At 71.8% G+C, this 23,905-nt stretch carries 21 protein-coding genes and 1 tRNA gene; 8 read left to right on the forward strand and 14 right to left on the reverse strand.

Annotated features, from left to right (window positions below; genetic code table 11):
• Positions 1-134 precede the first annotated feature (134 nt).
• The 9 genes from BLW76_RS43215 to BLW76_RS43260 all read right to left on the reverse strand — a co-directional run bounded on the left by BLW76_RS43215 (position 135) and on the right by BLW76_RS43260 (position 11,668).
• Positions 135-698 (reverse strand): hypothetical protein, encoded by a 564-nt coding sequence (locus BLW76_RS43215; protein WP_091318058.1) that lies wholly within the window; start codon positions 696-698, stop codon positions 135-137.
• Positions 695-2,053, reverse strand: coding sequence for a hypothetical protein (locus tag BLW76_RS43220; RefSeq protein WP_244170593.1), 1,359 nt, complete (start codon positions 2,051-2,053; stop codon positions 695-697). Before BLW76_RS43220 ends, BLW76_RS43215 begins: the two co-directional genes overlap by 4 nt.
• Positions 2,053-2,856 carry an ABC transporter ATP-binding protein gene (locus BLW76_RS43225; RefSeq protein WP_091318060.1) on the reverse strand — a complete coding sequence of 268 codons (804 nt, stop codon included), beginning with the start codon at positions 2,854-2,856 and terminating at the stop codon, positions 2,053-2,055. The genes BLW76_RS43220 and BLW76_RS43225 overlap by 1 nt, the downstream gene beginning before the upstream one ends.
• Before the next feature lie 11 nt (positions 2,857-2,867).
• On the reverse strand, positions 2,868-3,695 hold the full coding sequence (locus tag BLW76_RS43230; RefSeq protein ID WP_091318062.1) for a zf-HC2 domain-containing protein: 828 nt from the start codon (positions 3,693-3,695) through the stop codon (positions 2,868-2,870).
• Positions 3,692-4,249 (reverse strand): RNA polymerase sigma factor, encoded by a 558-nt coding sequence (locus BLW76_RS43235; RefSeq protein WP_091318063.1) that lies wholly within the window; start codon positions 4,247-4,249, stop codon positions 3,692-3,694. The genes BLW76_RS43230 and BLW76_RS43235 overlap by 4 nt, the downstream gene beginning before the upstream one ends.
• Positions 4,250-4,303: 54 nt before the next feature.
• Positions 4,304-5,236 (reverse strand): nucleoside triphosphate pyrophosphohydrolase, encoded by a 933-nt coding sequence (locus BLW76_RS43240; RefSeq protein WP_091318065.1) that lies wholly within the window; start codon positions 5,234-5,236, stop codon positions 4,304-4,306.
• A complete protein-coding gene (locus BLW76_RS43245) occupies positions 5,233-6,303 on the reverse strand; it encodes a SurA N-terminal domain-containing protein (protein ID WP_091318067.1) in 1,071 nt (356 codons plus the stop codon). The genes BLW76_RS43240 and BLW76_RS43245 overlap by 4 nt, the downstream gene beginning before the upstream one ends.
• Positions 6,304-7,137: 834 nt before the next feature.
• The gene (gene mfd / locus BLW76_RS43255) at positions 7,138-10,692 is read right to left on the reverse strand and encodes a transcription-repair coupling factor (protein WP_091320608.1); all 3,555 of its coding nucleotides are present in this window, start codon (positions 10,690-10,692) and stop codon (positions 7,138-7,140) included.
• Positions 10,693-10,744: 52 nt separating this feature from the next.
• Complete coding sequence (locus BLW76_RS43260) at positions 10,745-11,668, reverse strand: LLM class flavin-dependent oxidoreductase (protein WP_091318071.1); 924 nt, start codon at positions 11,666-11,668, stop codon at positions 10,745-10,747.
• A gap of 75 nt (positions 11,669-11,743) precedes the next feature.
• Here BLW76_RS43260 and BLW76_RS43265 point away from each other — a divergent pair, with 75 nt between their 5' ends.
• Together BLW76_RS43265 and BLW76_RS43270 are read left to right on the forward strand one after the other, a co-directional pair.
• The gene (locus BLW76_RS43265) at positions 11,744-12,517 is read left to right on the forward strand and encodes a helix-turn-helix domain-containing protein (RefSeq protein WP_091318072.1); all 774 of its coding nucleotides are present in this window, start codon (positions 11,744-11,746) and stop codon (positions 12,515-12,517) included.
• 73 nt (positions 12,518-12,590) lie between these two features.
• Positions 12,591-13,772 (forward strand): PQQ-dependent sugar dehydrogenase, encoded by a 1,182-nt coding sequence (locus BLW76_RS43270; RefSeq protein ID WP_091318074.1) that lies wholly within the window; start codon positions 12,591-12,593, stop codon positions 13,770-13,772.
• Between the two features lie 207 nt (positions 13,773-13,979).
• Here BLW76_RS43270 and BLW76_RS43275 read toward each other — a convergent pair whose 3' ends face one another.
• Both BLW76_RS43275 and BLW76_RS43280 read right to left on the reverse strand, forming a co-directional pair.
• On the reverse strand, positions 13,980-14,861 hold the full coding sequence (locus BLW76_RS43275) for a class A beta-lactamase-related serine hydrolase (protein ID WP_244170594.1): 882 nt from the start codon (positions 14,859-14,861) through the stop codon (positions 13,980-13,982).
• 129 nt (positions 14,862-14,990) lie between these two features.
• Positions 14,991-15,719, reverse strand: a complete 729-nt coding sequence (locus BLW76_RS43280) for an SDR family NAD(P)-dependent oxidoreductase (protein WP_091318077.1) — start codon at positions 15,717-15,719, stop codon at positions 14,991-14,993.
• 30 nt (positions 15,720-15,749) lie between these two features.
• On the opposite strand from BLW76_RS43280, the gene BLW76_RS50250 reads away from it, so the two are divergent.
• Both BLW76_RS50250 and BLW76_RS43290 read left to right on the forward strand, forming a co-directional pair.
• The gene (locus BLW76_RS50250) at positions 15,750-15,911 is read left to right on the forward strand and encodes a cysteine hydrolase family protein (RefSeq protein ID WP_244170595.1); all 162 of its coding nucleotides are present in this window, start codon (positions 15,750-15,752) and stop codon (positions 15,909-15,911) included.
• Positions 15,908-16,300, forward strand: a complete 393-nt coding sequence (locus BLW76_RS43290; RefSeq protein ID WP_091318079.1) for an NUDIX hydrolase — start codon at positions 15,908-15,910, stop codon at positions 16,298-16,300. The genes BLW76_RS50250 and BLW76_RS43290 overlap by 4 nt, the downstream gene beginning before the upstream one ends.
• A gap of 7 nt (positions 16,301-16,307) precedes the next feature.
• Here the strand turns inward: BLW76_RS43290 and BLW76_RS43295 are convergent, their stop codons facing one another.
• The 3 genes from BLW76_RS43295 to BLW76_RS43305 form a co-directional block, all read right to left on the reverse strand.
• A complete protein-coding gene (locus BLW76_RS43295) occupies positions 16,308-17,204 on the reverse strand; it encodes a GNAT family N-acetyltransferase (protein WP_091318080.1) in 897 nt (298 codons plus the stop codon).
• Between the two features lie 30 nt (positions 17,205-17,234).
• Positions 17,235-17,828, reverse strand: a complete 594-nt coding sequence (locus tag BLW76_RS43300; RefSeq protein WP_091320611.1) for a TetR/AcrR family transcriptional regulator — start codon at positions 17,826-17,828, stop codon at positions 17,235-17,237.
• Between the two features lie 194 nt (positions 17,829-18,022).
• Positions 18,023-18,988, reverse strand: coding sequence for an acyl-CoA desaturase (locus BLW76_RS43305; protein ID WP_091318082.1), 966 nt, complete (start codon positions 18,986-18,988; stop codon positions 18,023-18,025).
• A gap of 193 nt (positions 18,989-19,181) precedes the next feature.
• Here BLW76_RS43305 and BLW76_RS43310 point away from each other — a divergent pair.
• From BLW76_RS43310 to BLW76_RS43325, 4 genes are all read left to right on the forward strand, one after another.
• Positions 19,182-19,253, forward strand: a tRNA-Gln gene (locus BLW76_RS43310).
• A 36-nt stretch (positions 19,254-19,289) separates the two neighbouring features.
• Positions 19,290-21,044, forward strand: a complete 1,755-nt coding sequence (locus tag BLW76_RS43315; protein ID WP_091318083.1) for a GGDEF domain-containing protein — start codon at positions 19,290-19,292, stop codon at positions 21,042-21,044.
• 360 nt (positions 21,045-21,404) lie between these two features.
• Positions 21,405-22,877, forward strand: a complete 1,473-nt coding sequence (glmU, locus tag BLW76_RS43320) for a bifunctional UDP-N-acetylglucosamine diphosphorylase/glucosamine-1-phosphate N-acetyltransferase GlmU (protein ID WP_091318085.1) — start codon at positions 21,405-21,407, stop codon at positions 22,875-22,877.
• Positions 22,874-23,854: a ribose-phosphate diphosphokinase gene (locus BLW76_RS43325; RefSeq protein ID WP_091318086.1), complete on the forward strand. Its 981-nt coding sequence runs from the start codon at positions 22,874-22,876 to the stop codon at positions 23,852-23,854. Before glmU ends, BLW76_RS43325 begins: the two co-directional genes overlap by 4 nt.
• The last annotated feature ends 51 nt before the right edge of the window (positions 23,855-23,905 follow it).

Below are 23,905 nucleotides of genomic sequence, written 5' to 3' on the forward strand. Positions count from 1 at the left end.
CCAATGTGGCGTTGGTTGCTCCATCCATGCCCCCGCCACCACCCTCAACGGAGGCGCTCCGCGCCGCAGTGCCCGTCCAACGCACCCAATGTGGCGTTCGGTGCGTCCAACGCACCGAACGCCACATTGGGGCGCTAGCGGCGGCCACCCCAGGCGGTGTACGTCCCGGCTCCCGCGACCGCCAGGACCACCGCCGTCCAGGTCGCCGCGGGAGTTCCGGCGGGCTGCAGGAGCCATGCCGTCACCCGGCCGGCCGTCGAGCCGTCGTGCGGGACGAACGGGCTGATCGCGCACCACGCCAGCGGCAGCGTCCAGCCGAACTGGCCGCCCGCGATCGTGGCCGCCAGGCCGGCCAGGCCCGCCAGACCGGCGGCGTCACGCACGATGATCGACGCGGCCACCGCCGACGTGCCCAGCTCCTGCACCCCCAGCACCAGCGCTCCGGCCACGACGCCGATCAGGGCCAGGTGCGCGAACCGCCGCACCGGCCACGGCAGCGCCGCGGACCGGTCGAGGTCGGCGTCCTGGCCGCTCAGCCCGATCGCCGCCACCGCGACCGCCGAGGTCAGCGTCAGCATGACCAGCACCGGCGACCACGAGTCGCGCGTCAGGAACCACAGCCCGGCCGTCGTCACCAGCAGGGCCGTGAACGCCGCCGGCAGCTGCCGCGAACGCGCGTAGAGCGCCGCCCACCTCATCGGAGAGCTCCCGGCACCAGCGTGTCGAGCGGGTCGCCCTGGCAGGTCAGGAGCACCTGGCGCAGCGTGACGATCCGGGCGAACCGGACCTCCGCCGGCAGCGCGCGGAACTTCGCCCAGGCCTGCTCGATCGGGTCGTCTTCGCGGACGACCCACCGCGCGCCGAACTCGGGCAACGGCTTCAGCTCGCCGGTGAAGTACGCCGCCGCGATCATCCGGGCGCCCCAGTCGGCCAGGCTGGCGCCGTACGGCGGGTCGCACGAGGGCAGCCCGGCGCCGCCCAGCACCGCGAGCTTCAGGTCGCCGGCGCCCGCCGTGAAGAGGACGTCGTTGCGCTGGAAGTCCAGGTAGACGACGCCGGGATCGCGCGGGACCGGGCCGGTGACGGAGTTCGGCGCTGTCTGCTCCTCGACCCGGGTCGGCGCGCCGGGCAGCTTCGCCAGCATGGCCAGCGCTTCGCGACCCGGCCTGGCCAGCGCGGCCAGCCTTTCCTCGTGCGCCCGGCTGACGCAGATCGGGCCGTCACACACCTTCTCGGCGGCGACGCTGTCCGGCACCAGGAGCTCGCCGCCGGACGCCGGGACGACCGGCAGGGCGATGGCCGCCCCGGCGACCACCGGCAGCAGGCCGAGGACCCTGGCCCGCACCGAGTTCGCCGCCAGCAGCAGGAAGCCCGTCACGGCGAGGCCGGCGAACCACGCCGCCTGCCCGAGGTCCAGCGAAACCGGCGTCGTCACGAGCACGCCCCGCGGCTGGCCGAGGGCCGGCGCCAGCAACGCGAACCGGGTGTACGACATCGACAGCACACCCGCCTCGACCGACGTCCAGGCCACCACCGACGCGACCAGGGTCAGCACGGCCAGCGCTGGCGCGGTCAGCGGGTGCGGCAGCAGCCGCCCGATCCCCAGGCCGGCCCAGCTCCCCGCCACGACGGCGAGCAGCCCGACGAGCAGCACCGGCAGGAAAGTCACGGACACGAACCCGCCGTGGCCGAGCACCTCGGCGAAGCCGACGCCGAACACCACCAGGTACCCGAGCGCACTCAGCGCGCCCACGGCACCGGCCAGTTTCGCCGCCCGGTGCCAGCCCGGGCGGGACGTCGTCGTCAGCAGCTCGACCATGCCGGAACGGCTTTCGCGCATGCCCTGGATCGCCCCGGCGCCGACGGCGATCGGCCACAGGAACACCAGCAGGAACCGCAGCCACAGCGCGGTGGTCGTCGTGTTCCCCGTCCACGGCGCGGGCACCTTCCACCACGGCCCGGACAGCAGGAACAGGAAGCCGAGCGCGACCACGAGCAGCGCCAGCCCGGCCCAGGGCGCGATCGAGCGCCGCAGTTCGGTGCGCAGGATCATCACCACGCCCCCTGGCCCGGCTTGTGGTTCAGCAGCGCGGAATAGCCACGCTCGATGGGACTGTCGCCCGTATGCTCGGCCGTGCCCGCCGCGGCCAGCTCGTCCGGGGTGCCCTGGAACACCAGCTTGCCCGCCGCGAACAGCACGACGTCCGTGCAGGCCGTGGCGACGTCTTCGACCAGGTGCGTCGAGATCAGCACGCACGAGTCCTGGCCGAGTTCCTGCACCAGTTCGCGGAACCGGACGCGCTGCGCCGGGTCGAGCCCGGCGGTCGGCTCGTCGAGCAGCAGGATGTCCGGGTCGTTGACGATCGCCTGCGCGATCCCGACCCGCCGCACCATGCCGCCGGACAGCGTCTTCATCCGGTCGTCGGCCCGGTCGGCCAGCCCGACCCGCTCGATCGCCCGCTGCACCGCCCCCGGGATGTCCTCTTTGGACATTTCCTTGAGCCAGGCGAGGTACTCGACGAACTCCCGGACGGTGAACCGCTTGTAGAACCCGAAGTTCTGCGGCAGGTAGCCGATCCGCCGGCGCAGGCCGCGCTGCCCCGTGTACCCCCCGACCGGCACACCGAGCAGCGACAACCTGCCTTCCGCCGGCCGGAGCACCGTCGCCAGTGCCCGGATCAGCGTCGTCTTGCCCGCGCCGTTCGGCCCGAGCAAGCCGTGCACCCCCTTGCCGAGCGACAGGTCCAGCCCGTCCACGGCCAGTTTCCGCCGTCCCACCCGCACCTTCAGCCCTTCGGCCTGGATCTCCCAGGCGTAGGTGGTCGGCGCGACCTCGGCGGCTCCGACAGCACGCATGTTCTTCCTCCCTAGTTGCGCGCGCCGAGCCGGGTGAACGCGCCCTTGTGCAGGGCGACGACCACCGTCGTCAACGCGAAGATCCCCGCCCACACCGGCCACGCGCCGGTGGTGAGCGCAAACGTCTGCCCGCGCTGGACGAGTGCGGGCAGCACGATGACCGCCACCCACACCGCGATCAGCGCGTACGCCGCCCGGCTGACCCCGACCAGGCCGCCGAGCGCGAGCGTGCCGGTGGCGAAGGCCAGGCTCGGCAGCAGCCAGAGCGCCGGGGCGGTGCCGGTCAGCCACCCGGCGACCCCCAGCACCGGCAGGACGACGGCGAGCACCGCCACCGTCCGCCGGACGATCAGGTAGAGCCCCGCCCGCGGCGTCGCGGTGACGACCTCGTAAGCAGGGTCGAGCCCCCGCGCCCACGACGCGGCGACCCCGAGCACCGGCAGCACCGGAGCGAAGAGCTGGACGGCCGCCACGTCGAGCATCGCGTGCCAGACGCCATCGAGCAGGACGGCGACCAGGGTGACGGCCACGATCGTCGCCAGCCACGGCGCCATCGCGGGCGTGACCCAGGTGTCGAGCCACCGGGCCCGCCGCCTGCGCCGCCGGGGTTGCGGCCGGGGGGTGTAAGGCTCGTGGAACGGGCCCGCCGGCAGCAGGACCTCGAACGAAAGCCGGTTCCAGACCGCGTCCACCACCGGCTGCACCGGCGCCACCTCGGCGAGCCGCGCCCGGCACGCCGGGCACGTCTCGAGGTGGGCTTCGAGGCCCCACAGCTGGTCACCCGGCAGCTCGTCACCGGCGGCGTACGCGGCGAGGAGCCGTTCTGGTGCGTGGTTCATGACAGCGCCTCCCGCATCGCGATCCGCGCCCGCCGCGCGCGTGTCTTGACCGTGCCCTCCGGCAACCCCAGCAGCACCGCGGTCTCCCGGACCGTCAGCCCGTCGAGCACCATCGCCTGCAGCACCGCGCGCAGTTCCGGCGCGAGGTCGCGCAGCGCGGTGCCGACCTCGTCGTCCATCGACGTCGCCAGCAGCTCGTCCTCGGCCGCCGCCACCGGTGCCGCGTCGAGGGCCACCTCCGGGGGCGGCTGGGCGTGGTGGGCCCGGCGCCGGAAGGCGTCGACCAGCCGGCGCGCCGCGATCGTCCACAGCCAGCCGACCGCGCTCCCGCCGGTCGCCGTGCCCGCGAACGACTCCGCCGCCCGCCAGACGGCCAGGAACGTCTCCTGCATGACCTCGGCGACGATCTGCTCGTCCGCGCACCGGCGGCGCAGGCGCACCGCGAGCCAGGGCGCCGTGCGGCGGTAGAGCTCCTCGAACGCCGCGCGGTCGCCCTTGGCCGTGCGCCGGACGAGGTGGGCCTCGTCGGCATCCTCCAGTGGCTGGTGTCTCACACCAGGCAAGACGCCGGGGTCCCGGAAACGGTTCTCACCCGATTGTGTGCTGCGTCACACCCGACGCGGGGGCCAGAACTTCCGCCAGCCGTCGGCCTCCAGGGTCGTCGGCTCCAGCCCGGCGTCGCGCGCGGCCTGCTCGGCACCCTGGATGTCCTTCGCGAACTGCTTCGCCAGCGCCCGCAGCTCGCCCTCGGCGTCGACCCCCGCCCGGCGCGCCGTGGCCGCGATGCGGAACAGCTGCGCGGCGGCCCCGGTGCCCTCGGGGAAGAGGTCGAGCGGGATACCCGCGCGCCCGGAGCGCTGGCCCAGCTTGCCGGCCAGCGCGACGGCGGGCTGGCCGAGCGCGACGCCGTCCACAATGGAGCGACGCTGCTTCTCGCGCTGCTTCAGCTCTTCCCACTTGGCGTTCTGGTGCTCGACCGTGTGCACCTTGTCGGCGTCGGCGAAGACGTGCGGGTGCCGCCCGACCAGCTTGGTGACGAGCGCCGCGGCGACGTCGTCGATGTCGAACGGGTCGGCCGGGTCCTCGGCCGCGACCCGCGCGTGGAAGAGCACCTGCAGCAGGACGTCGCCGAGCTCTTCGCGCAGTGCCTCGCGATCGCCTTCTTCGATGGCGTCGAGCAGCTCGTAGGTCTCCTCGACCAGGTACTGCCGCAGCGAGTCGTGCGTCTGCACCGCGTCCCACGGGCAGCCGCCCGGGGAGCGGAGCCGGTCCATCACGTCGGCGGCCTCGACCAACGGCGGCACCGGCGTCTCGATGACGTCCGCGCCGGTCGCGATGAGCAGCGACGCCGCGGGCTCGTCACGGGACCCGGCCAGCAGCACGACGTCCTTCAGCGAAGGCGCGTCGGTGACGGGCGGAATCCCGAACGCGGCCGGATCGACGTCCGTGGCCGCGTAGACGGCGGGTGACTCCCGCAGGATCTTGAGCGCCGCACCGGGCAGCGTCGTCCCGCGGACGACCACGACGACACCCGCGTTCACTGCTGGGTACGACCGGACCCGCCCGGGGACAGCACGACGCCCTGCGTGGAGTCCAGGTTCGGCACGACGCTCATGCCCACGACGTCCCACACGCCGTACCGCTTGTTGACGCGCACGCCGAGCTCGTCGAACAGCGGCTGCAGCTGGCGCATGCCGATCGCGGCCTTCGTGGCGGCGTCGAGCTCCGGCGTCCGTTCCGTGGCGATGGCCCGGTCGTCCGTGCGCTGCCGGACCACCCCGACGAACCAGGTGCCGGCCAGGTCCTGGCTCGGGTACGGGACGGCCACGACGGTGCCGGCGGGCGACCCGAAGACCGGGGTGGAGGCCAGGGCGCCGGCCTGCGTGGCGGGCACGGTGTCGCCGAGGCCGGACAGCGGCGGGATGCTGTCGACGTTCCGGCCCGCCTGCTTCGCCTGCTGCCGCAGCTGGGCCTCGTACTGGACGTCGGAGCCGATCCGCTTGGCCGCGGCCGCCGGGTCGGCGGCGAACTGCCGGGCGAGCTCGAGGGCCGCCTTCTTCGCGTCGTCGCCCTGGAGCGCGGAGCCGGTGTTGGGGTCCGGCATCGAGCCGATCGTGGTGAAGTCGAAGGTGACCGACAGGTTCGGGAGCAGCTTTTCGGCCAGCGCCTGGGCGAGGTAGGTGTCGGTCAGCCCTTCGCGGTGGTCGCGGGAGCGGGTGACCACCTGGCTGACGGCCTGTGCCTCGTTGCTCGCGTCGGCCGGCACCGGGCCGTTGAGCGGGTCCTTCGCCAGCTGGGCGTCGATCTGCCCGTAGTTGGGCGTGATGCCCTGCTTTTCGGCGGCCTGGAGGAGCAGCTCGTGCGCGACGAGCTGGGTGACCGCGGTCCGCCCGAGCAGTTCGAGCTTGTGCTCGGCGGCGAGCTTCTGCGCGTACGGCTGCTCGCGGACGGCCTTGTCGATCAGCGCCTGCACCTGGTCGATGGAGACGGTGCGGTCACCGACGACGGCGGCGGCACCGACCTGGCTGGGGCCCGACCCGCACCCGGCGAGCAGAAGTGCACCGGCAACAACGGCGACCAGCGCGCGAGGGCGCCCGATGATCCGCATCACAACGCATACCCTCTCACACCATCGCCTCCGAAACGCAACACCCATGAGGTCACACCGGAGCTAATGTCGACATATGGACCACTGGCTGACGATCGAAGTCTTCGACGGCGAGCATTCGGCCTCGTTGTGGCGCCTGTCCCGCGGCGACGCACTGGCCGAAGCGGCCCTGACGCACGGCGCTGAGCAGTGGGTTTGGCACGAGCACCGCTGGGGCGTGGTACTGGAGATCGAATTTTCGACGGAGCACCAGAGAGACGCGTTCCGAACCCTGCCGGCAGTGACGGCGGCACTGGACGCGGTCCCGGACCCAGCGCGAGGCTTGCTGGTGTACCCGGGCAGGGGCGGCGGCGCGGGGTCGAGAATGCCCCGCCACCCCCGCCCGCGACCGATGGCGGGAGCCGGCGCAGTGCCGCTACCGACGGAGTCGGTCCGGATGGGGCTGGCGGAGCCGCGGCCACCAATGTTCAGCGACGTGAGTTAGGGAAGCCCCACGATCAAAGGAGCAGGGTGGTCATCCCGTCGCCTGAGGCCGTGAAATCACTTTGAGCCGGGCCCGCAACCACCAGTTTGACGTGAGATGACAGCGCAAGCTTGCGGGCCCGGCTCAAAGTGACAGGCCTCGTCCAGGCGACGGGATGACCACCCAGCGGCCTACCTCTCCAGCGTGAGGGGACAGCGGTTCTTGGGTCATCCCGGAGCCTGCCGTCCGGCGAGGACATTCTTTTGTCTTTTGCCGGGACGTCTGCCGCGGGGGACGTCTGGTGACGTCGTTGGCCGGCTTGCGTTGCCGGCCGGCGGTTTCGTTCGCTTCGGTGGCCGGTTTTGCTGCGCCTACACCGCCGCCGGTTTCTTCGTCAGCTGGACCAGGAGCTTCGTGCACCAGTCCAACAATTCCTCGTCCCTGAGCGTCGGTGCTCCGATTCGCCCTCCTGCCGGGCCCTCCGTCGGCTTCGGGACCGATACCGTGTTCGTCACCGCCTTGTACACCGCCTTCGGGTACAGCCTCTTCAAGCGCACCATCTGTGAATCCAGCAGTGGCAGCGGGGCGAAGCGGATCGTGTTGCCTTGGACCGCCACCTCTGTCACGCCCGCTTCACGACACGTGTGCCGGAACTTTGCCACCGACAGCAGCCTGTTCACCGGTGCCGGTGGTTGGCCGTAGCGGTCGATCAGCTCTTCGCGGACCGCGTCCAGGCCCTCCGTGTCCGGGGCCGCCGCGATCTTGCGGTATGCCTCCAGGCGCAGCCTCTCCCCGGGCACGTAGTCGTGCGGGATGTGGGCGTCGATCGGGAGGTCCACGCGGACTTCTGCCAGCTCCTCTTCCTCTGTCGGCTCCGCGCCCGCGTGGCGCCGGAACGCGTCGACCGCTTCGCCCACCAGGCGCACGTACAAATCGAACCCGACGCCCGCGATGTGGCCCGACTGCTCGGCCCCCAGGATGTTGCCCGCGCCGCGGATCTCGAGGTCCTTCATCGCGACCGCCATGCCCGCGCCCAGCTCGGTGTTCTGGGCGATCGTTGCCAGCCTGTCGTGCGCCGTCTCCGTCAGGGGGGCCTCCGGCGGGTACAGGAAGTACGCGTACCCGCGCTCGCGCCCTCGCCCGACCCGGCCGCGCAGCTGGTGCAGCTGGGCCAGGCCCAGCAGGTCGCCGCGCTCGACCAGGAGGGTGTTGGCATTTGAAATGTCCAGGCCGGTTTCGACGATCGTCGTGCACACGAGCACGTCGTACTCGTTCTCCCAGAAGCCCTGGATGATCTTTTCGAGCTTCTCCTCGTTCATCTGGCCGTGCGCGGTGACGACCCGGGCCTCCGGTACCAGCTCGCGGATCCGACGCGCCGCCTTCTCGATCGACGACACCCTGTTGTGGACGTAGAAGACCTGGCCGTCGCGCAGCAGCTCGCGGCGGATCGCCGCGCCCACCTGCTTGTCGTCGTACGCGCCGACGTACGTCAGGATCGGGTGGCGATCCTCCGGTGGGGTCAGGATCGTCGACATCTCGCGGATGCCGGCCAGCGACATCTCCAGCGTGCGCGGGATCGGCGTTGCCGACATCGTGAGCACGTCGACGTGCGTGCGCAGCGCCTTGATGTGCTCCTTGTGCTCGACGCCGAACCGCTGCTCCTCGTCGACGATCACGAGACCCAGGTCCTTGTAGCGGATGCCCGTCTGCAGGAGCCGGTGCGTGCCGATGACGATGTCGACCTCGCCCGCGGCCAGCTGCTCCAGGATCAGGTCGGACTCCGCCTTGTTCGTGAAGCGGGACAGGCCCTTGATCGTCACCGGGAACGACCGCATGCGCTCGGTGAACGTGTTCAGGTGCTGCTGGGCGAGCAGCGTCGTCGGCACCAGGACCGCGACCTGCTTGCCGTCCTGGACCGCCTTGAACGCCGCGCGGACCGCGATCTCGGTCTTGCCGTAGCCGACGTCGCCGCAGATGACGCGGTCCATCGGGACGCCGCGCTCCATGTCCGCCTTGACCTCGTCGATCGCGGCCAGCTGGTCGTTGGTCTCCGTGAACGGGAAGGCGTCTTCCAGCTCGTGCTGCCACGGCGTGTCCGCGCCGAACGCGTGCCCGGGCGCGGCCTGGCGCGCCGCGTACAGCTGGACGAGCTCCGCGGCGATCTCCTTGACCGCCTTCTTGGCCTTGGCCTTGGTGTTCTTCCAGTCGGAGCCGCCGAGCTTGTTGAGCGTGGGCAGCTCGCCGCCGACGTAGCGGGAGACCTCGTCGAGCTGGTCGGTGGGCACGAACAGCCTGTCGCCCGGGTGGCCGCGCTTCGACGACGCGTACTCCAGCAGGAGGTACTCGCGGGTGGCGCCGGCGACCGTGCGCTGGACCATCTCGACGAACCGGCCGATGCCGTGCTGGTCGTGCACGACGTAGTCGCCTGCCTTCAACGCCAGCGGGTCGACCGCGTTGCGCCGCCGGGACGGCATCTTGGTGTTCAGGTCCTTTGTGGACGTTCCGGCGCCCGCGCCGCGGCCGGTGAGGTCCGCTTCGCTCAGCACCACCAGGGCGCGCTCCGGCGACACGAAGCCGTCGGTGAGGCCGCCGCAGGTGACCGTGACCATGCCTGCGGCCGGCGGCTGGGCCAGGCCATCGCCGGCCTGCGTCGCCGGGACGTCGGCGGCCGTGAGCTGCTCCACCGCGCGCGCCGCGGTGCCCTGGCCGGCGACGACGAGCACCGCCGTGCCGCCCGCCGCCGTGTGCGCGCGCAGGTCTGCCGTGGCGCGCTCGAGCTCGCCGCGGTACGCAGGCGCGGCCTCGACCGAGACCCGGTAGACGTCGGGGTCTTCGCTGGTCAGCTGGGTGATCGTCCACCAGGCGCGCTTGGTGTCCTGCGCGTGGGACGCGATCTCGTCGAGCCCGCGGTAGGCGGACGCGCCGAGGTCGATCGGGGCCTGGCCGCCCGCCGCGGCCGTGGTCCAGGACGCTTCGAGGAACTCCTGGCCGGTGCGGACGAGGTCGGCGGCGCGGGCGCGGATCTTCTCCGGGTCCGTCAGCAGCACGTGCGTGCCCGCCGGCATCGCGTCGGTGAGCAGCTCCAGCTCGCCTTCGCAGAGGACCGGGATGAGCGCCTCCATGCCCTCGACCGGGATGCCGTCGGCGAGCTTGGTGAGCATCTCGGCCAGGTGCGCGTCGGCTTCGTACGTCTTCGCCAGCTCCGCGGCCTTCTCCTTGACCGGCCGGGTGAGCAGCAGCTCGCGGCACGGCGGCGCGGTGACCCGCGGGATCTCGCCGGGCAGCGACCGCTGGTCGGAGACGGCGAACGCGCGGATCTCGCTGACCTCGTCGCCCCAGAACTCCACCCGGACGGGGTGCTGCGCGGTGGGCCCGAACAGGTCGAGGATGCCGCCGCGGACGGCGAACTCGCCGCGCTTCTCGACCATGTCGACCCGGGTGTAGGCCAGCTCGACCAGCCGCTCGAGCAGTTCCTCGAACGGCGTCTCCTCGCCGACGACGAGGTCGATCGGGCGCAGCGAGCCGAGCCCGGGCGCCATGGGCTGGATCAGGCTGCGGACGGTGGCGACGACCACGCGCAGTTCGTCGTCGCCCGTCTTCAGCCGGTGCAGCACCTGAAGGCGGCGGCCGACGGTGTCCGCGCGCGGGGAGAGGCGCTCGTGCGGGAGGGTTTCCCAGCTCGGGAAGTCGGCGACGCGCTGCCTGCCCAGGAGCGCGCCGAGGGACGCGGTCAGCTCGTCGGCCTCGCGGCCGGTGGCGGTGACGGCGAGCACGGGCTTGGCCGCGCCGGCTTCGGCGGCGACGGCGGCCGCGACGAGCTGCCGGGCGGCGATCGGGCCCTGCAGCTCGAGCAGCGGCGCGCCGGCACGCTCGACCACGCCGCGCAGGGCCGGGTCGGGGAGGATGGCGGTGAGGAGTCCGGACAGTGGAGCGTCGGTCACGGTCCCAGCCTACGTGCCACCCCTGACAAGTTTTCGATCACGCCTGGTCGCGCAGCAGATTCACCACCTCCGCAACACGCGGCAGCTGCTCGTCGAACACCTTCGGTTCCGTGCTCGCGATGCGCAGCAGGAAGTGCTCCACGCCTTGGTACTTCCGCAGTTGCGCCGCCACTTCCCCGGCACTGCCGGTCACCTGCATCTGGATCCCCTGGACGAAGCTCGCCGGCCGCCCGTAGTTCCGCAGGCAGTACTCCTCCAGGAGGTCGCCTCCCCGGTCGGCGTCGGCCTCGACCAGGACCGTCGCGAACAACGCCGGCGTCACCGGGCGGGCCGCGGTGGCGCGGATCCGGGCGAGGCCGGCGCCGTAGTCCGCGGGGTCCGGCGGGTAGGGCAGCCAGCCGTCGTACAGCCGGCCGACCCGCTCCAGCGCGCCCGGCGTGTATGCCGCCAGCCACACCGGCGGGCCACCCGGGCGGGCCGGCGCCGGGAACTCCGGCAGCGAGTCGTGGTGCAGCACCGAGCCGTGGAAGGACTTCGCCCCGCTCCACGCCGCGCGCCAGAGGGCCACGATGTCGTCCAGCCGGGCCCGGCGGCGCTCCCACGGGACGCCCGCGAACGCGAACTCCGGCTCGCTCCGGCCGGCGAAACCCGCCCCGACGGCCACGGTGAGCCGTCCTCCGCTGAGCAGGTCGATGCCGAGCAGTTGGTTCGCCGTCAGGATCGGGTTTCGCAGGGCGGGGAGCAGCGCCGACGTCCCCAGCGTCACCCGCGATGTCCGGGCGGCGAAGGCGGCGAGGATCGTGAGCGCGTCCAGCGGGGCCCGCGCGAGGGTGTCGCCGACCCAGACCGAGTCGAGTCCGAGCCGTTCGGCTTCGACGGCGGTCTCGACCAGCTCGGGCGCGGTCCGCCCGGCGTCGAGGATGGGCTGGTAGGTCGGGATGACCAGGCCGTAGTTCGTCATGACCCGAAGCTTCGCCGCGGCGGGGTATGTCCTCAATTCCCCGCGGGGAATGGACTCCCCGAGCAGGATGAGGGCGTGGACTTCGGAGCGGCGCTCAAGGACTGGCGCACCCGGCGGCGGCTCAGCCAGCTCGACCTGGCGCTGCGCGCGGGCACGACGCAGCGGCACGTGAGCTTCATGGAGAGCGGGCGGTCGGTGCCCGGCCGCGGCATGGTCCTGCGCGTCGCCGAATCCCTCGAGCTGCCCCTGCGCGAGCGCAACGGCCTGCTGCACGCCGCGGGCTACGCGCCGACGTACCCCGAAACCCGGCTCGACGACCCGGCGATCCGGCCGGTCCTCGACGGCCTGCGGCGCCTGCTGGACGGCCACCGGCCCTACCCGGCGATCGTCGTCGACCGCTACGGCGTGCTCGTCGCGGCGAACGACGGGTTCCGGCTGCTCACCGAGGGGGTCGCGCCGGAGCTGCTGCACGAGCCGGTGGACACGCTGCGGCTGGCGTTGCACCCGCGCGGGATGGCGCCGCGCGTGCGCAACCTCGACGACTGGGCGCGGCACATCCTCGAGCGCATCCGCAACGACCTGGCCCGCACCCCGGACGAGCGGCTGGCGGCCCAGCTCGCCGAGCTCGAGGGCTATCTGCCGCCGCCCGCGGCGCCCGGCCCGGAGCACCTGGGGTTCGCGGTCCCGGTCCGCCTGGCGACGTCGATCGGCGAGCTGCGGCTGATCACGGCGATCACGACGTTCGCGACGGCGGCGGACGTGACGGTGTCCGAACTGAAGCTGGAGACGTTCCTGCCCGCGGACGCCGAGACCGCGGAACGGCTGCACGGCACCAGCGCCGCCGGGTGACCGGCCGCCCTGGCGCTCCGCACGCGCGTGGCGGCGAACGGCGATTTCACCGCTTGGTGGCAGGATGAGCCTTATGCGGTGTGCGCTGGGTCTCATCGGAGTCATGTCCCTGCTGCTCCTGGGCTGCTCGGGAGCGGCGAGCGAGCCGGTGCAGAGCGTCCCGCCGGCGGCCACCCCGGCCGCCGCGAGCGGGAAGTTCAAGGTCGAGACGGTGGCCGCCGGGCTGGAACACGGGTGGGACGTCGGCTTCCTGCCCGACGGCGGCATCCTCGTGCCGCAGCGGCCCGGCAAGCTCGCGCTGGTCCGCAACGGGCAGGCCGCCGAGGTGCGCGCCGACTTCTCCGACGTGCTCGTCAAGGGCGAAGGCGGCCTGCTCGGCATGGTCGTCAGCCCGGACTTCGCGACCAGCCGCGAGTTCATCACCTGCCAGGACCACCAGGAAGGCGGCAAGGCCGTCGACATCCGGCTGGTCACCTGGAAGCTGGCCGACGACGGCGCGAGCGCGACGAAGGTCAAGAACCTGCTCACCGGCCTGCCGGTCAACCCGAGCGGACGGCACTCCGGCTGCCGCCCGACGTTCGCGCCGGACGGCGCGCTGCTCGTCGGCACCGGCGACACCGCGCGCGCGTCGGTCGCGCAGGACCGCCACTCCCTCGGCGGCAAGGTGCTGCGGCTGGACGCGAAGACCGGGAACCCGTTGCCGGACAACCCGTTCATCTCCTCGGCCGACCCGCGCGAACGCCTGATCTACACCTACGGCCACCGCAACGTGCAGGGCGTGGCGATCCGGCCGGGCAGCGGCCAGGTGATCACCGCCGAGCACGGCCCGACGTTCGACGACGAGGTCAACCTGCTCAAGCCCGGCGGCAACTACGGCTGGGACCCGTCGAAGGGCGGCACCGAGACGAGCTACGACGAGAGCGTCCCGATGACCGACCTCCAGCGCTTCCCGGACGCGGTGAGTCCACTGTGGACGTCCGGGAAGATCACCGAGGCGATCTGCGGCAGCGCTTTCCTGACCGGCGCCCAGTGGGGCCCGAACGACGGCGCGCTCGTCGTCGTGGCGCTCAAGGGCCAGAAACTGCTGCTGTACCACCTGGATCCGGCCGGCAAGGTCCTGGACGTCACGCTGCCGCCCGAATTCGACGACCAGTTCGGCCGCCTGCGCGCGGCCCGCACCGGCCCGGACGGCGCCCTGTACGTGACCACGTCGGACGGCAGCGACGACAAGCTGCTGAAGGTCACGCCCGCCTGACCGTGCAGAACGCACGGCCGTGGCGTGCCGTGGACACTTCCGCCGCGGGGGGCGGATCGCGGAACATGGTGTGCACCAAGAGTTTCGCCCACCCTCGACGCGTGTTGGACGCGGTCCGAAGAGTGCGTTCCCGCGGCAGCACCGCGCCGGTCCCCGGGCGCCATCGCCGACCTGGCGACCCGGGGACCGGTATCCAAACCGGCCGCTTCAGACCTTGGCGGCCTTGAGCGAACCCTTCAGCGCGCCGACGGCGGTGGTCACGGCGGCCGTCGCCGTGGGCCAGTCGATGGTGTCGCTCCAGGACGCCATCACCGCGACGGCGTAGGTGCGGGACGTGGTCCGGACCAGGCCCGTGGTGTTGAGCACCCGCCTGCCCTCGGAACTGCCCCAGCCCTGCTTGACCGCCCAGGCCGCGCCCGTGAACGCGCTCGGGATCCCGAAGTGCTGGTCGAAACCGTCGGCCGCGGCGCGCGGGGCGCTCGCCATCGCTTCGGTCATGAACTCGCGGCCTTCCGCGGACAGTCCCGCGGTGAGGTACCGGTAGGTCGCGACGACGTCGGTGGGCGACATCCGGGTGGAGCCCCACTTGCCGGGGTCGGCGGGCGGCTCCGTGCGCGCCAGCCCCAGCTTCCGGGTCTGCCGCCGGACGATCTCGGGACCGCCGTTCTGCTGCCACAGGCGGCTGGCGACGCGATCGTCACTGGCCGAAAGCATCGCGTGGACGGCCGTCGCTTCGCCGTCCGAAGGCACGCCGGAGCGGTCGATCAGGTCGAGGGCGATGAGCAGTTTCACGACGGACGCGGCGGGCTGGGGCTGGTCGGCCTTCCAGCTCGTCTCGACCGCACAGGCATCGAGGTCGACGATCTCGATCCCGAGGCGCGGATCGTTCCCGGTGCTCAGCAGCGCCTTCCGGGCTTCGGCGACGATGCTCGCCTGCCGGCCCGCCGGGGCGGCCGGCGCCGAGCCGCACGCGGCGCGCCAGCCGTCGTTCCCGGAACCGCTGTTCAACGCGACGGCGGTGATCACGCCGCCGACCACGAGGACGGCCGCGATGGCCACGCGCACCTTGACGTCGTCGAGCTTGAACACCAGGTCACCTCCGCCGGATCCGTGAGGAATCCGAAGCTATGGCGGAGGCGGGGCGCGGGGATCACCCGATGAGCCGGGCTGTTCCGGCCATCCGGCGGACAACCCGGCCTGCGCATCGGCCGATCGGCTCTAGTTGCCCAGGTAGGCGCCGCCGTTGACGTGCAGCACCTGCCCGGTGACGTGGCCGGCGGCGGGGCTCGCCAGGAACGTCACCGCGGCCACGACGTCGTCCGGGGTGCCCGGGCGCTTGTTCATCGTGTTGCCGATCAGCGTTTCGCGCCGCTCGTCGCTGAGCTGCCCGTGGAAGAACTCGGTGTCCCCGATCAACCCCGGCGCGACGACGTTCGCGGTGATCCCGCGCGGCCCGAGCTCTCGGGCCACGCTCTTGCTCCACGCTTCGACCGCGGCCTTCGCGGCACCGTAGGACCCGGCGCCGAGGTGCGCGGCGATCGACCCGATGGTGACGATCCGCGCGCCGTCGGCGAGCCTGTCACGCAGCGCGTGCGTCACCAGCGCGGCACTGACCACATTGGACCGGAGGTTCCGCTCGAACGCGGCCGCGAAGCCGGCGAGACCCGGTTCGCTTGCGCCGTCGGAGAAGTCCGTGTTGCCACCCGCGTTGTTGACGAGCACGTCGACACGGTCCGGCAGCTCCGCCAGTGCGGCCTCGACGGCCGCGGAATCGGCGGCGTCGAACACGACGGGCCGCGCACCCGCCAGCGTCGCCGCTTCGGTGAGCACCTTCTCCCGGCGCCCGGTGATCGTGACGCGCTCGCCGGCCTGGGCGAAGGCCGCCGCCACGGCGTACCCGATGCCCGTGCCGCCGCCCGTCACCACGATTTCCCTGTTGTTCGCCATGAACCCGACCCTAGTGCCTAGGATCGGGGCATGAGCGAGATCGACCCGGCCACCACCGCGCTCGTGCTGGTTGACCTGCAGGAGCGGATCGTTGTGTTGCCCACCACGCCCTACCGCGGCGAGTCGACCCTGCGCGCGGCCGCCGACCACGGCTACGACACGACCGAAGAGGCACTGGCGGCGCTGGCGTGATCGACAAGATCGCCTGGATCCACGTGGCGGACGGCCGGATCCTGGCCGCGCGGTCCCGTGGCAAGGACAAGTTCTACCTGCCCGGCGGCAAACGCGAGCCGGGCGAGACCGATGCCGAGACGCTGGTCCGGGAAATCCGGGAGGAACTCGGGGTGGAGATCGACGCCGAGTCGATCGTCCCGGCGGGCACGTTCGAGGGCCAGGCGCACGGCCACGCGGCCGGAACGCTCGTCCGCACGACGGCCTACTCGGCCGAATTCCGAGGGACACCGCGGGCCTGCGCGGAGATCGAGGAGATCGCCTGGCTCGCCTACGCGGACCGGCCGCGGGTTTCCCTGGTGGCCCAGCAGATCTTCGACCACCTGCACGCCGTCGGCCGGCTGCGGTGACGACCGGTCAGTTGGCCTTGATGAGCGGCGCGTCGCGCGAAAACGCCCGGAACCCCACGCCGTAGTACAACTCCCGCGCGGGTTCGGGCTCGCCCATGCACGCGACCGTCGCGTGCCGGGCGCCCGCCGCGGCGGCCAAGCGCATGCCGTGCCGCAACATCGCGCGCGCCAGCCCCAGGCGCCGGAAGCCCGGGTGGGTGCCGACCGGCTCGAACTCGACCGTCGCGTTCACCTCGTCGAGCCACATGATCGCCGAGCACGCCATCGTCCCGTCCGGCGCTTCGACCAGGACGTGCAGGTCGCCGCGGTAGCCGGGCGCCTGCCGGACACCGAGGTACGACGAAAGCGAGTACGACGTCGGGGCCCACGCGTCCACATGCGCCTGCACCACGGCCTCCGGCGAGACCTCCGCGGCCGTGCGGAAGGAGAACCCGGCCGGCAGCGACGGCTCCGCCACGTCGGCGAGTTCGCGCTCGTTGAGCTGTGACCACGCGTCGGGCGCGTCGGGTTCGTAGCCGTGCGCCGCCCAGCGCCGCAACCCGAACGTGTCGGCCGCCGCCGGGAGCACCGTGCGGGAGACGCCGGGAGCCGTGGCCTCGAACCAGGCGATCACCTCGTCGACCAGCTCCGCGTGCCCGGGATGCACCTGGTACGCCAGGTACGCGCCGGTGATGTCCTTGACCGAACCGTCGGTGCGCCGGACCCGGCGTGGCAGCTCGGCGCGGCCCCAGGCGACGAGCTCGCCGTCGGAGAACCACAGCCGGCTCTCGCCCTCGCCGCGGGTCCGGCCCCAGTTCCAGGCCAGCTCGCCGAACGAGGCGTCGCTGTTGACCAGCTCCGGGTGGGTGGCGGTGATCCGCTGCGCCAGGCCCTGCATGAGCCGCAAGGTCGGAAGGTCGGCCATGCCACCACTGTCGCAGGGCTGTCGAGCCGTTTAACCCAGCCGCAGCTTCGGCTTGTGCTCCAGGTGCGACAACCCGTTCCAGGCCAGGTTGACCAGGTGCGCCGCCACCTCGTCGCGCTTGGGCTTGCGCGCGTCCAGCCACCACTGGCCGGTCAGCGCCACCATGCCCACCAGTGCCTGCGCGTACAGCGCGGCCAGTTTCTCGTCGTAGCCCAGGGAGCCGAACTGCTGGGCCAGGATGTGCTCGACCTGGCTCGCGATGTCGTTCAGCACCGTGGAGAACGTGCCCGTGGAGCTCGCCACCGGGGAGTCACGGACCAGGATCCGGAAGCCGTCGTGGGAATCCTCGACGTACGACAGCAGCGCCGTCGCCGCCTGCTCCAGCATCGCCCGCGGGTGGCCGCCGTGCAGCGTCGAGACCATCCGGTCGAGCAGCAGCTGCGTCTCGCGGTCGACGACGACCGCGTAGATGCCTTCCTTGCCGCCGAAGTGCTCGTAGACCACGGGTTTCGAGACGTTGGCGCGGTGCGCGATCTCCTCGATCGACGTGCCGTCGAAGCCCTTCTCGGCGAACAGGGCGCGCGCCACGTTGAGCAGCTGCTGACGCCGCTCGGTTCCGGTCATGCGGACGCGGGTCACCGGGGCTGCCGGACGCGCCCCGGTGACCTGCTCACGCTTCGAACGTCGTCTCCCCGCCATCGGGGCAGCCTAGTTGCCGAGGCGGCCAAAAGTAGGCCGCCCCCCGCACGGCACGTGACCGTTGTGACGAAGCCATGCGGCCGTGGCTGTGGTCGGATCGGCAACAGTCAGCACCGTGACTAGCCCTTTTCCGTGGCGATTCGGGCCAGGCGCTGCGGCGTCGGCCAGCGGACGTCGTGCACCCAGCCGAACTTCTCGAAGATCCAGATGAGCCGCGCCGAGATGTCGATCTGGCCGCGCTTGACGCCGTGGCGCGCGGACGTCGGGTCGGCGTGGTGCAGGTTGTGCCACGACTCGCCGAAGCTGAAGATGGCCAGGGGCCAGAAGTTCGCCGACTTGTCGCGGGCGGCGAACGGGCGCTCGCCGATCATGTGGCAGATCGAGTTGACCGACCAGGTCACGTGGTGCAGCACGCAGATGCGGACCAGGCCGGCCCAGAAGAACGCCGTCACCGCGCCCCACAGCGACCACGAGATGAGCCCGCCGAGCAGCGCCGGCAGCGTCAGGCTGAGCAGTGCCCACAGCCAGAACAGGTCGTCGACCTTCTTGATGGCCGGGTCCTTCACCAGGTCCGGCGCGAAGCGCTCCGCGTTGGTCTGGTCGCGCTCGAACAGCCAGCCCATGTGCGCGTGCCAGAAGCCCTTGGCGATGGCCCACGGCGAGGTGCCGAACGCCCACGGCGAGTGCGGGTCGCCGTCGCGGTCGGAGAAGGCGTGGTGGCGGCGGTGGTCGGCGACCCAGGTGATCACCGGGCCCTGCAGGGCGATGCTGCCCGCGATGGCCATGAACACGCGCAGCCACTGCTTGGCCTTGAACGAACCGTGCGTGAAGTACCGGTGGTACGAAACCGTGATGCCGAGCCCGCTGACCGCGTAGAACACCACGAAGATGCCGACGTCGACCCAGCTCAGTCCCCAGCCCCACGCGAAGGGCACCGCAACCAGCAGGGCCAGCAGCGGTGCGATCACGCCGAAGTAGACCGACAGCTGCACGCCGATGCCGCGCTTGCCGTCGATGACAGGTTTGGGCCCCTTGGGAGCCGAGGGCTCCCCGGCGGGCTGAGAACGGTCGAGCGTGGCCGTCATACGCTTCACTTCTTCCTACACGGGCACGCCTTCCTACCAAGGGCGCCCTAACCTACGATGCCGTAAGTTACGGTACAGGAGGTTCGGGCGACTGGGGAGTGCCCGAACCCACACCCGCGTACCCGGTTCTGGGGCCCCTAACGCATCCCCCGCGCGGACGACACCCGATCGTCGCTATCCTGACCAGGATCGATCCGCCGTAGTGTAATCGGCAGCACTTCAGATTTTGGTTCTGACAGTTCAGGTTCGAATCCTGGCGGCGGAGCAGCAGAAGGAACCGGAAACCCACGACACCGGGAGGTTGGCGCTGACCGACGAGGCGACCGACCCGGTGACGGCCAGGCGGCCCGCGCTGGCCGAGATGTCCGACGCCTGGATCGTCGGGCGCGCGCGGGAGCTGAACGCCGCCGTCCAGCGGCACGAGTACACCCAGCAGCTCGAGATCGTCGCGATGCTCGACGAGTTGCTCGACGAGACCCAGCGGCGTGGTGAGCCCCTGCTGGTGGCCCAGCTGCTGCGCTCGTCCGCCCTCGCCCGGCTGGCCACGAAGGGCCTGGCCGCGGAGGCCGAGCCCCGCCTCGACGAGATGCTCGCGCACACCCGGCGCCACGGCATCGCCCTGCTGCGGGCCGACGCGCACGCGCTGCGCGGCCGCCGGCTCGTGATCGCCGCGCAGGAGGACGCCGCGCTCACCGAGATCGCCAGGGCGCTGGCCATCCTGGACGACTCCACCATCCCGGACCGGCAGGTCGGGCTGCGCAACTGGAACCGGCTGCTGGCCTCGACGCTGATCGACTGCTGGCTGGTGCTCAACCAGCTCGGCGTCTACGAAGCGGCCGAGGAGGTGATCGGCCGGGCCGCCGCGGCGATCCGCGAGAGCGCGAGCCCGCACGACATCGCCCTGCAGCTGATCAACCGCATCAAGATGCTGCTCGGCTGGGGCCTGCGGCTGGAGCGCATCGACGAGTACGACGAGAGCGCCGAGAAGTTCCGCACCGCGGCCTCGATGGGCGCGGCCGCCGAAGGCCCGTTCGCCGAGTCGCTGTTCCCGCGCAAGGCGGACGTCAAGGCGATCGACCAGGTCGGCGTGCTGGCCGCGGCGCCGGCGCTGAACCAGCCGGGCGCCGAGCACGTCGAGCGGCTGCAGAACCTCTACACCGAGCGCGCGTTCGGGCACGACCGCGAGATCGTCGCGATCGCGCTGGCGCGCTGCCTGGACAAGGAGGGCCGCCGCGACGAGGCACTGGCGGTCCTGCGCGAGACCCGCCAGTCCATCTCGGACGACACCTCGCAGCCGTCGATGCGGCTGAACATCGCCCGCGAGCTGGCCCGGCTCGACACGAGCCCGGACTACGCCTCCGGGGCCAGCGAGTCGCTGATCGACTACGCCCGGCGCCTGGAGTCGGAGATGTGGAGCCTGCGCGAGTCGCAGATCGCCACGCTGAACGCCCGCCGCGAGCACGAACGCCTGTCCGCCGAGCACGGCGCGATCACCCAGCAGGCGCTGCAGGACCCGCTCACCGGCCTGCCCAACCGGCGCGCGCTGGACGAGAAGCTGCGCCAGCTGGCGTCCTCGGCCGACGCCCAGCCGCTGGCGGTCGCCCTGGTCGACCTCGACGGCTTCAAGGGCGTCAACGACAAGCAATCCCACGCCGAAGGCGACAACGTCCTGCGTGTCGTGGCAAGCACGCTTCGTGACGCGTTGCGCGGCGACGACCTGGTAGCGCGCTACGGCGGCGACGAGTTCATCGTCCTGCTGCCGGGCACCCCGGCGTCGGCGGCGAAGATGGCGCTCGGCCGGGCCGTGAAGTCCGTCTCCAACCTGCCGCACCACCTCTCGCACGGCGTCACGCTGTCGATCGGGCTCGTGTCGCTGCGGCCGCAGGAGCGTGGCGAGCAGGTGCTGGCGCGCGCGGACGCGGCGATGTACCAGGCCAAACGCGGCGGCGGCAACCAGGTGGCGTCGGCGAACTCCATGGCCGCCGACCCGGCCGCCGCGTGGGCCAGCGAGGCGCCTCCGACCGACCCCGCGTGGGACGCCGACGACCACAGTTAGCGCCGCAAGTCGTTCGCCGTCCGGCGCGGCCGAAGCCGTGTGTCACAAGCGCCCCAATGTGGCGTTGGTTGCGTCCAACGCACCCAATGTGGCGTTCGGTGCGTCTGACGCACCGAACGCCACATTGGGGCGCATCGCCCGGCCGCTGTCGACGAACCTCGGACACGCGCACTGGCCAGCGTCCTCACCCGCTCCACCAGGCCGAACGCGCCGGCAACAACCAAGCCACACCCCGCCGGCTCCACGGCCGCCGCGTGGGCCAGCGAAGCGCCTCCGACCGACCCCGCGTGGGACGCCGACGACCACAGTTAGGATCGGTGCCCGACAGAAGCCACCCGCTGGTAACCGTTGGGAGCGCCGTTGACCGGCCCGCTGAGCACGTTGATCCTCGCCGCGGGTGAGGGCACCCGCATGCGATCCGCGACCCCGAAGGTGTTGCACCCGATCGCCGGGCGCCCCCTCGTCGAACACGCCGTCCGGGCCGCCGCCGGGCTGAACCCCGAACACCTCGTCGTGGTCGTCGGGCACGGCCGCGAAGCCGTCGGCGCCCACCTGGGGGCGCTCGGCACCACCCTCGGCCGCAGCGTCGGCACCGCCGTGCAGGACCAGCAGAAGGGCACCGGCCACGCCGTGTCCTGCGCGCTCGCGACCCTGCCCGCCGACCTCACCGGCACCGTGCTGGTCAGCTACGGCGACGTCCCGCTGCTCGACACCGCCACCCTGGGCGCGCTGCTCGACGAGCACACCGAGGCGAAGAACGCCGTCACCGTGCTCACGTCCGTGGTCGCCGACCCGACCGGCTACGGCCGGATCGTGCGCGACAGCGCGGGCAAGGTCACCGGGATCGTCGAGCACAAGGACGCCACCCCGGAGCAGGCCGAGATCGACGAGATCAACTCGGGCGTCTACGCCTTCGACGCGGCGGTGCTGCGCGACGGCCTCTCGCGCCTCTCGACCGACAACGCGCAGGGCGAGCTGTACCTCACCGACGTGCTCGGCATCGCGAACGGCGACGGCCTGCACGTCGGCGCCCTGATCGTCGACGACCCGTGGCTGACCGAAGGCGTCAACGACCGCGTGCAGCTCTCAGCGCTCGGCGCCGAGCTCAACCGCCGGATCGTGCAGCGCTGGCAGCGCGAGGGCGTCACGATCACCGACCCCGCCACGACCTGGATCGACGCCGGCGTCACCCTCTCCCGTGACGTCGTCATCGAGCCCGGCGTCCAGCTCAAGGGCACGACGTCGGTCGGCGAAGGCAGCACGGTCGGCCCGGACAGCACGCTGACCAACGTGACGATCGGCGCCGGCGCCAGCGTCGTCCGGGTGCACGGGTCGGACTCGGAACTCGGCGACGGCGTCAACGTCGGCCCGTTCACCTACCTGCGGCCGGGCACGAAGCTGGGCGTCAAGGCGAAGCTGGGCGCGTTCGTCGAGACGAAGGCCGCCGAGATCGGCGCCGGCACGAAGGTGCCCCACCTGACCTACGTGGGTGATGCCACGATCGGTGAGCACAGCAACATCGGCTGCTCCAGCGTCTTCGTGAACTACGACGGCGTGAACAAGCACCGGACCGTTATCGGGTCGTATGTCCGATTGGGCGCGGACAACACCTTCGTCGCCCCGGTGCACATCGGTGACGGCGCTTACAGTGGTGCGGGTGCCGTGATCCGCGAAGACGTCCCGCCGGGCACACTCGCGGTGTCGGCGCCGCCGCAGCGCAACATCGAAGGCTGGGCGATCCGGCGCCGGCCGGGTACGCCCGCGGCGGAGGCGGCCCAGGCCGCCCTCGACGCCGATTCAGCAGCAGGAACCGACGGGGAGTCGTCAGCATGAGCCAGAAGCAGGGCACGCCGAAGAAGAACCTGATGCTCTTCTCCGGGCGGGCACACCAGGAGCTCGCCGAAGAGGTCGCCCTCCACCTCGGCGTGAAGATCACCCCGCAGACGGCGCACACGTTCGCCAACGGCGAGCTGTTCGTCCGGTTCGAGGAGTCCGTCCGCGGCACCGACGCCTTCGTCATCCAGGCGCACACCACGCCCATCAACGAGTTCGTGATGGAGCAGCTGATCATGGTGGACGCGCTCAAGCGGGCGAGCGCGAAGCGGATCACGGTCGTGATGCCGTTCTACCCGTACGCGCGCCAGGACAAGAAGCACAAGGGCCGCGAGCCGATCTCGGCCCGGCTGATCGCGGACCTGTTCAAGACCGCGGGTGCCGACCGGATCATGACGGTCGACCTGCACACGGCGCAGATCCAGGGCTTCTTCGACGGCCCGGTCGACCACCTGATGGCGCAGTCCGTGCTGGCCGAACACATCAAGGCGACCTACGGCGACGCCGACATCACGGTCGTCTCGCCGGACTCCGGCCGCGTGCGGCTGGCCGAGAAGTGGGCGCAGACGCTGGGCGACCGCCCGATCGCGTTCATCCACAAGACGCGCGACCCGGACAAGCCCAACCAGGCGATCGCCAACCGCGTGGTCGGCAAGGTCGAGGGCAAGCTCTGCGTCCTGATCGACGACATGATCGACACCGGCGGCACGATCGTGAAGGCCACCGAGGCCCTGATCGAAGAGGGCGCGGCGGACGTGGTCATCGCCACGACCCACGGCATCCTGTCGGACCCGGCAACCCAGCGGCTGTCGTCGTGCAAGGCCCGCGAGGTCATCGTGACGAACTCGCTGCCGATCCCGGAGGAGAAGCGCTTCCCGGGGCTGACGGTGCTGTCGATCGCGCCGATGCTGGCGGAGGCGATCCAGCAGGTCTTCGACGACGGCTCGGTCACGTCCCTCTTCGACGGCAACGCCTGAGGTTTCACGAGGAAAGCCCGCTCTCCCGGCCGGGAGAGCGGGCTTTCCGCT

This window comes from Amycolatopsis tolypomycina (assembly GCF_900105945.1).
In the GTDB taxonomy this organism is placed as follows: Bacteria; Actinomycetota; Actinomycetes; order Mycobacteriales; family Pseudonocardiaceae; genus Amycolatopsis; species Amycolatopsis tolypomycina.

Bases quoted from the DNA above. Each gene is read 5' to 3' on its own strand.
- BLW76_RS43300 (WP_091320611.1), bottom strand. From the start codon at position 17,828: ATGACCGGAACCGAGCGGCGTCAGCAGCTGCTCAACGTGGCGCGCGCC.
- BLW76_RS43260 (WP_091318071.1), bottom strand. From the start codon at position 11,668: ATGACGAACTACGGCCTGGTCATCCCGACCTACCAGCCCATCCTCGAC.
- BLW76_RS43230 (WP_091318062.1), bottom strand. From the start codon at position 3,695: ATGAACCACGCACCAGAACGGCTCCTCGCCGCGTACGCCGCCGGTGAC.
- BLW76_RS43325 (WP_091318086.1), top strand. From the start codon at position 22,874: ATGAGCCAGAAGCAGGGCACGCCGAAGAAGAACCTGATGCTCTTCTCC.
- BLW76_RS43220 (WP_244170593.1), bottom strand. From the start codon at position 2,053: ATGATCCTGCGCACCGAACTGCGGCGCTCGATCGCGCCCTGGGCCGGG.
- BLW76_RS43215 (WP_091318058.1), bottom strand. From the start codon at position 698: ATGAGGTGGGCGGCGCTCTACGCGCGTTCGCGGCAGCTGCCGGCGGCG.
- BLW76_RS50250 (WP_244170595.1), top strand. From the start codon at position 15,750: ATGAGCGAGATCGACCCGGCCACCACCGCGCTCGTGCTGGTTGACCTG.
- BLW76_RS43245 (WP_091318067.1), bottom strand. From the start codon at position 6,303: ATGCGGATCATCGGGCGCCCTCGCGCGCTGGTCGCCGTTGTTGCCGGT.
- BLW76_RS43305 (WP_091318082.1), bottom strand. From the start codon at position 18,988: ATGACGGCCACGCTCGACCGTTCTCAGCCCGCCGGGGAGCCCTCGGCT.
- BLW76_RS43270 (WP_091318074.1), top strand. From the start codon at position 12,591: ATGCGGTGTGCGCTGGGTCTCATCGGAGTCATGTCCCTGCTGCTCCTG.
- BLW76_RS43225 (WP_091318060.1), bottom strand. From the start codon at position 2,856: ATGCGTGCTGTCGGAGCCGCCGAGGTCGCGCCGACCACCTACGCCTGG.
- BLW76_RS43280 (WP_091318077.1), bottom strand. From the start codon at position 15,719: ATGGCGAACAACAGGGAAATCGTGGTGACGGGCGGCGGCACGGGCATC.
- BLW76_RS43295 (WP_091318080.1), bottom strand. From the start codon at position 17,204: ATGGCCGACCTTCCGACCTTGCGGCTCATGCAGGGCCTGGCGCAGCGG.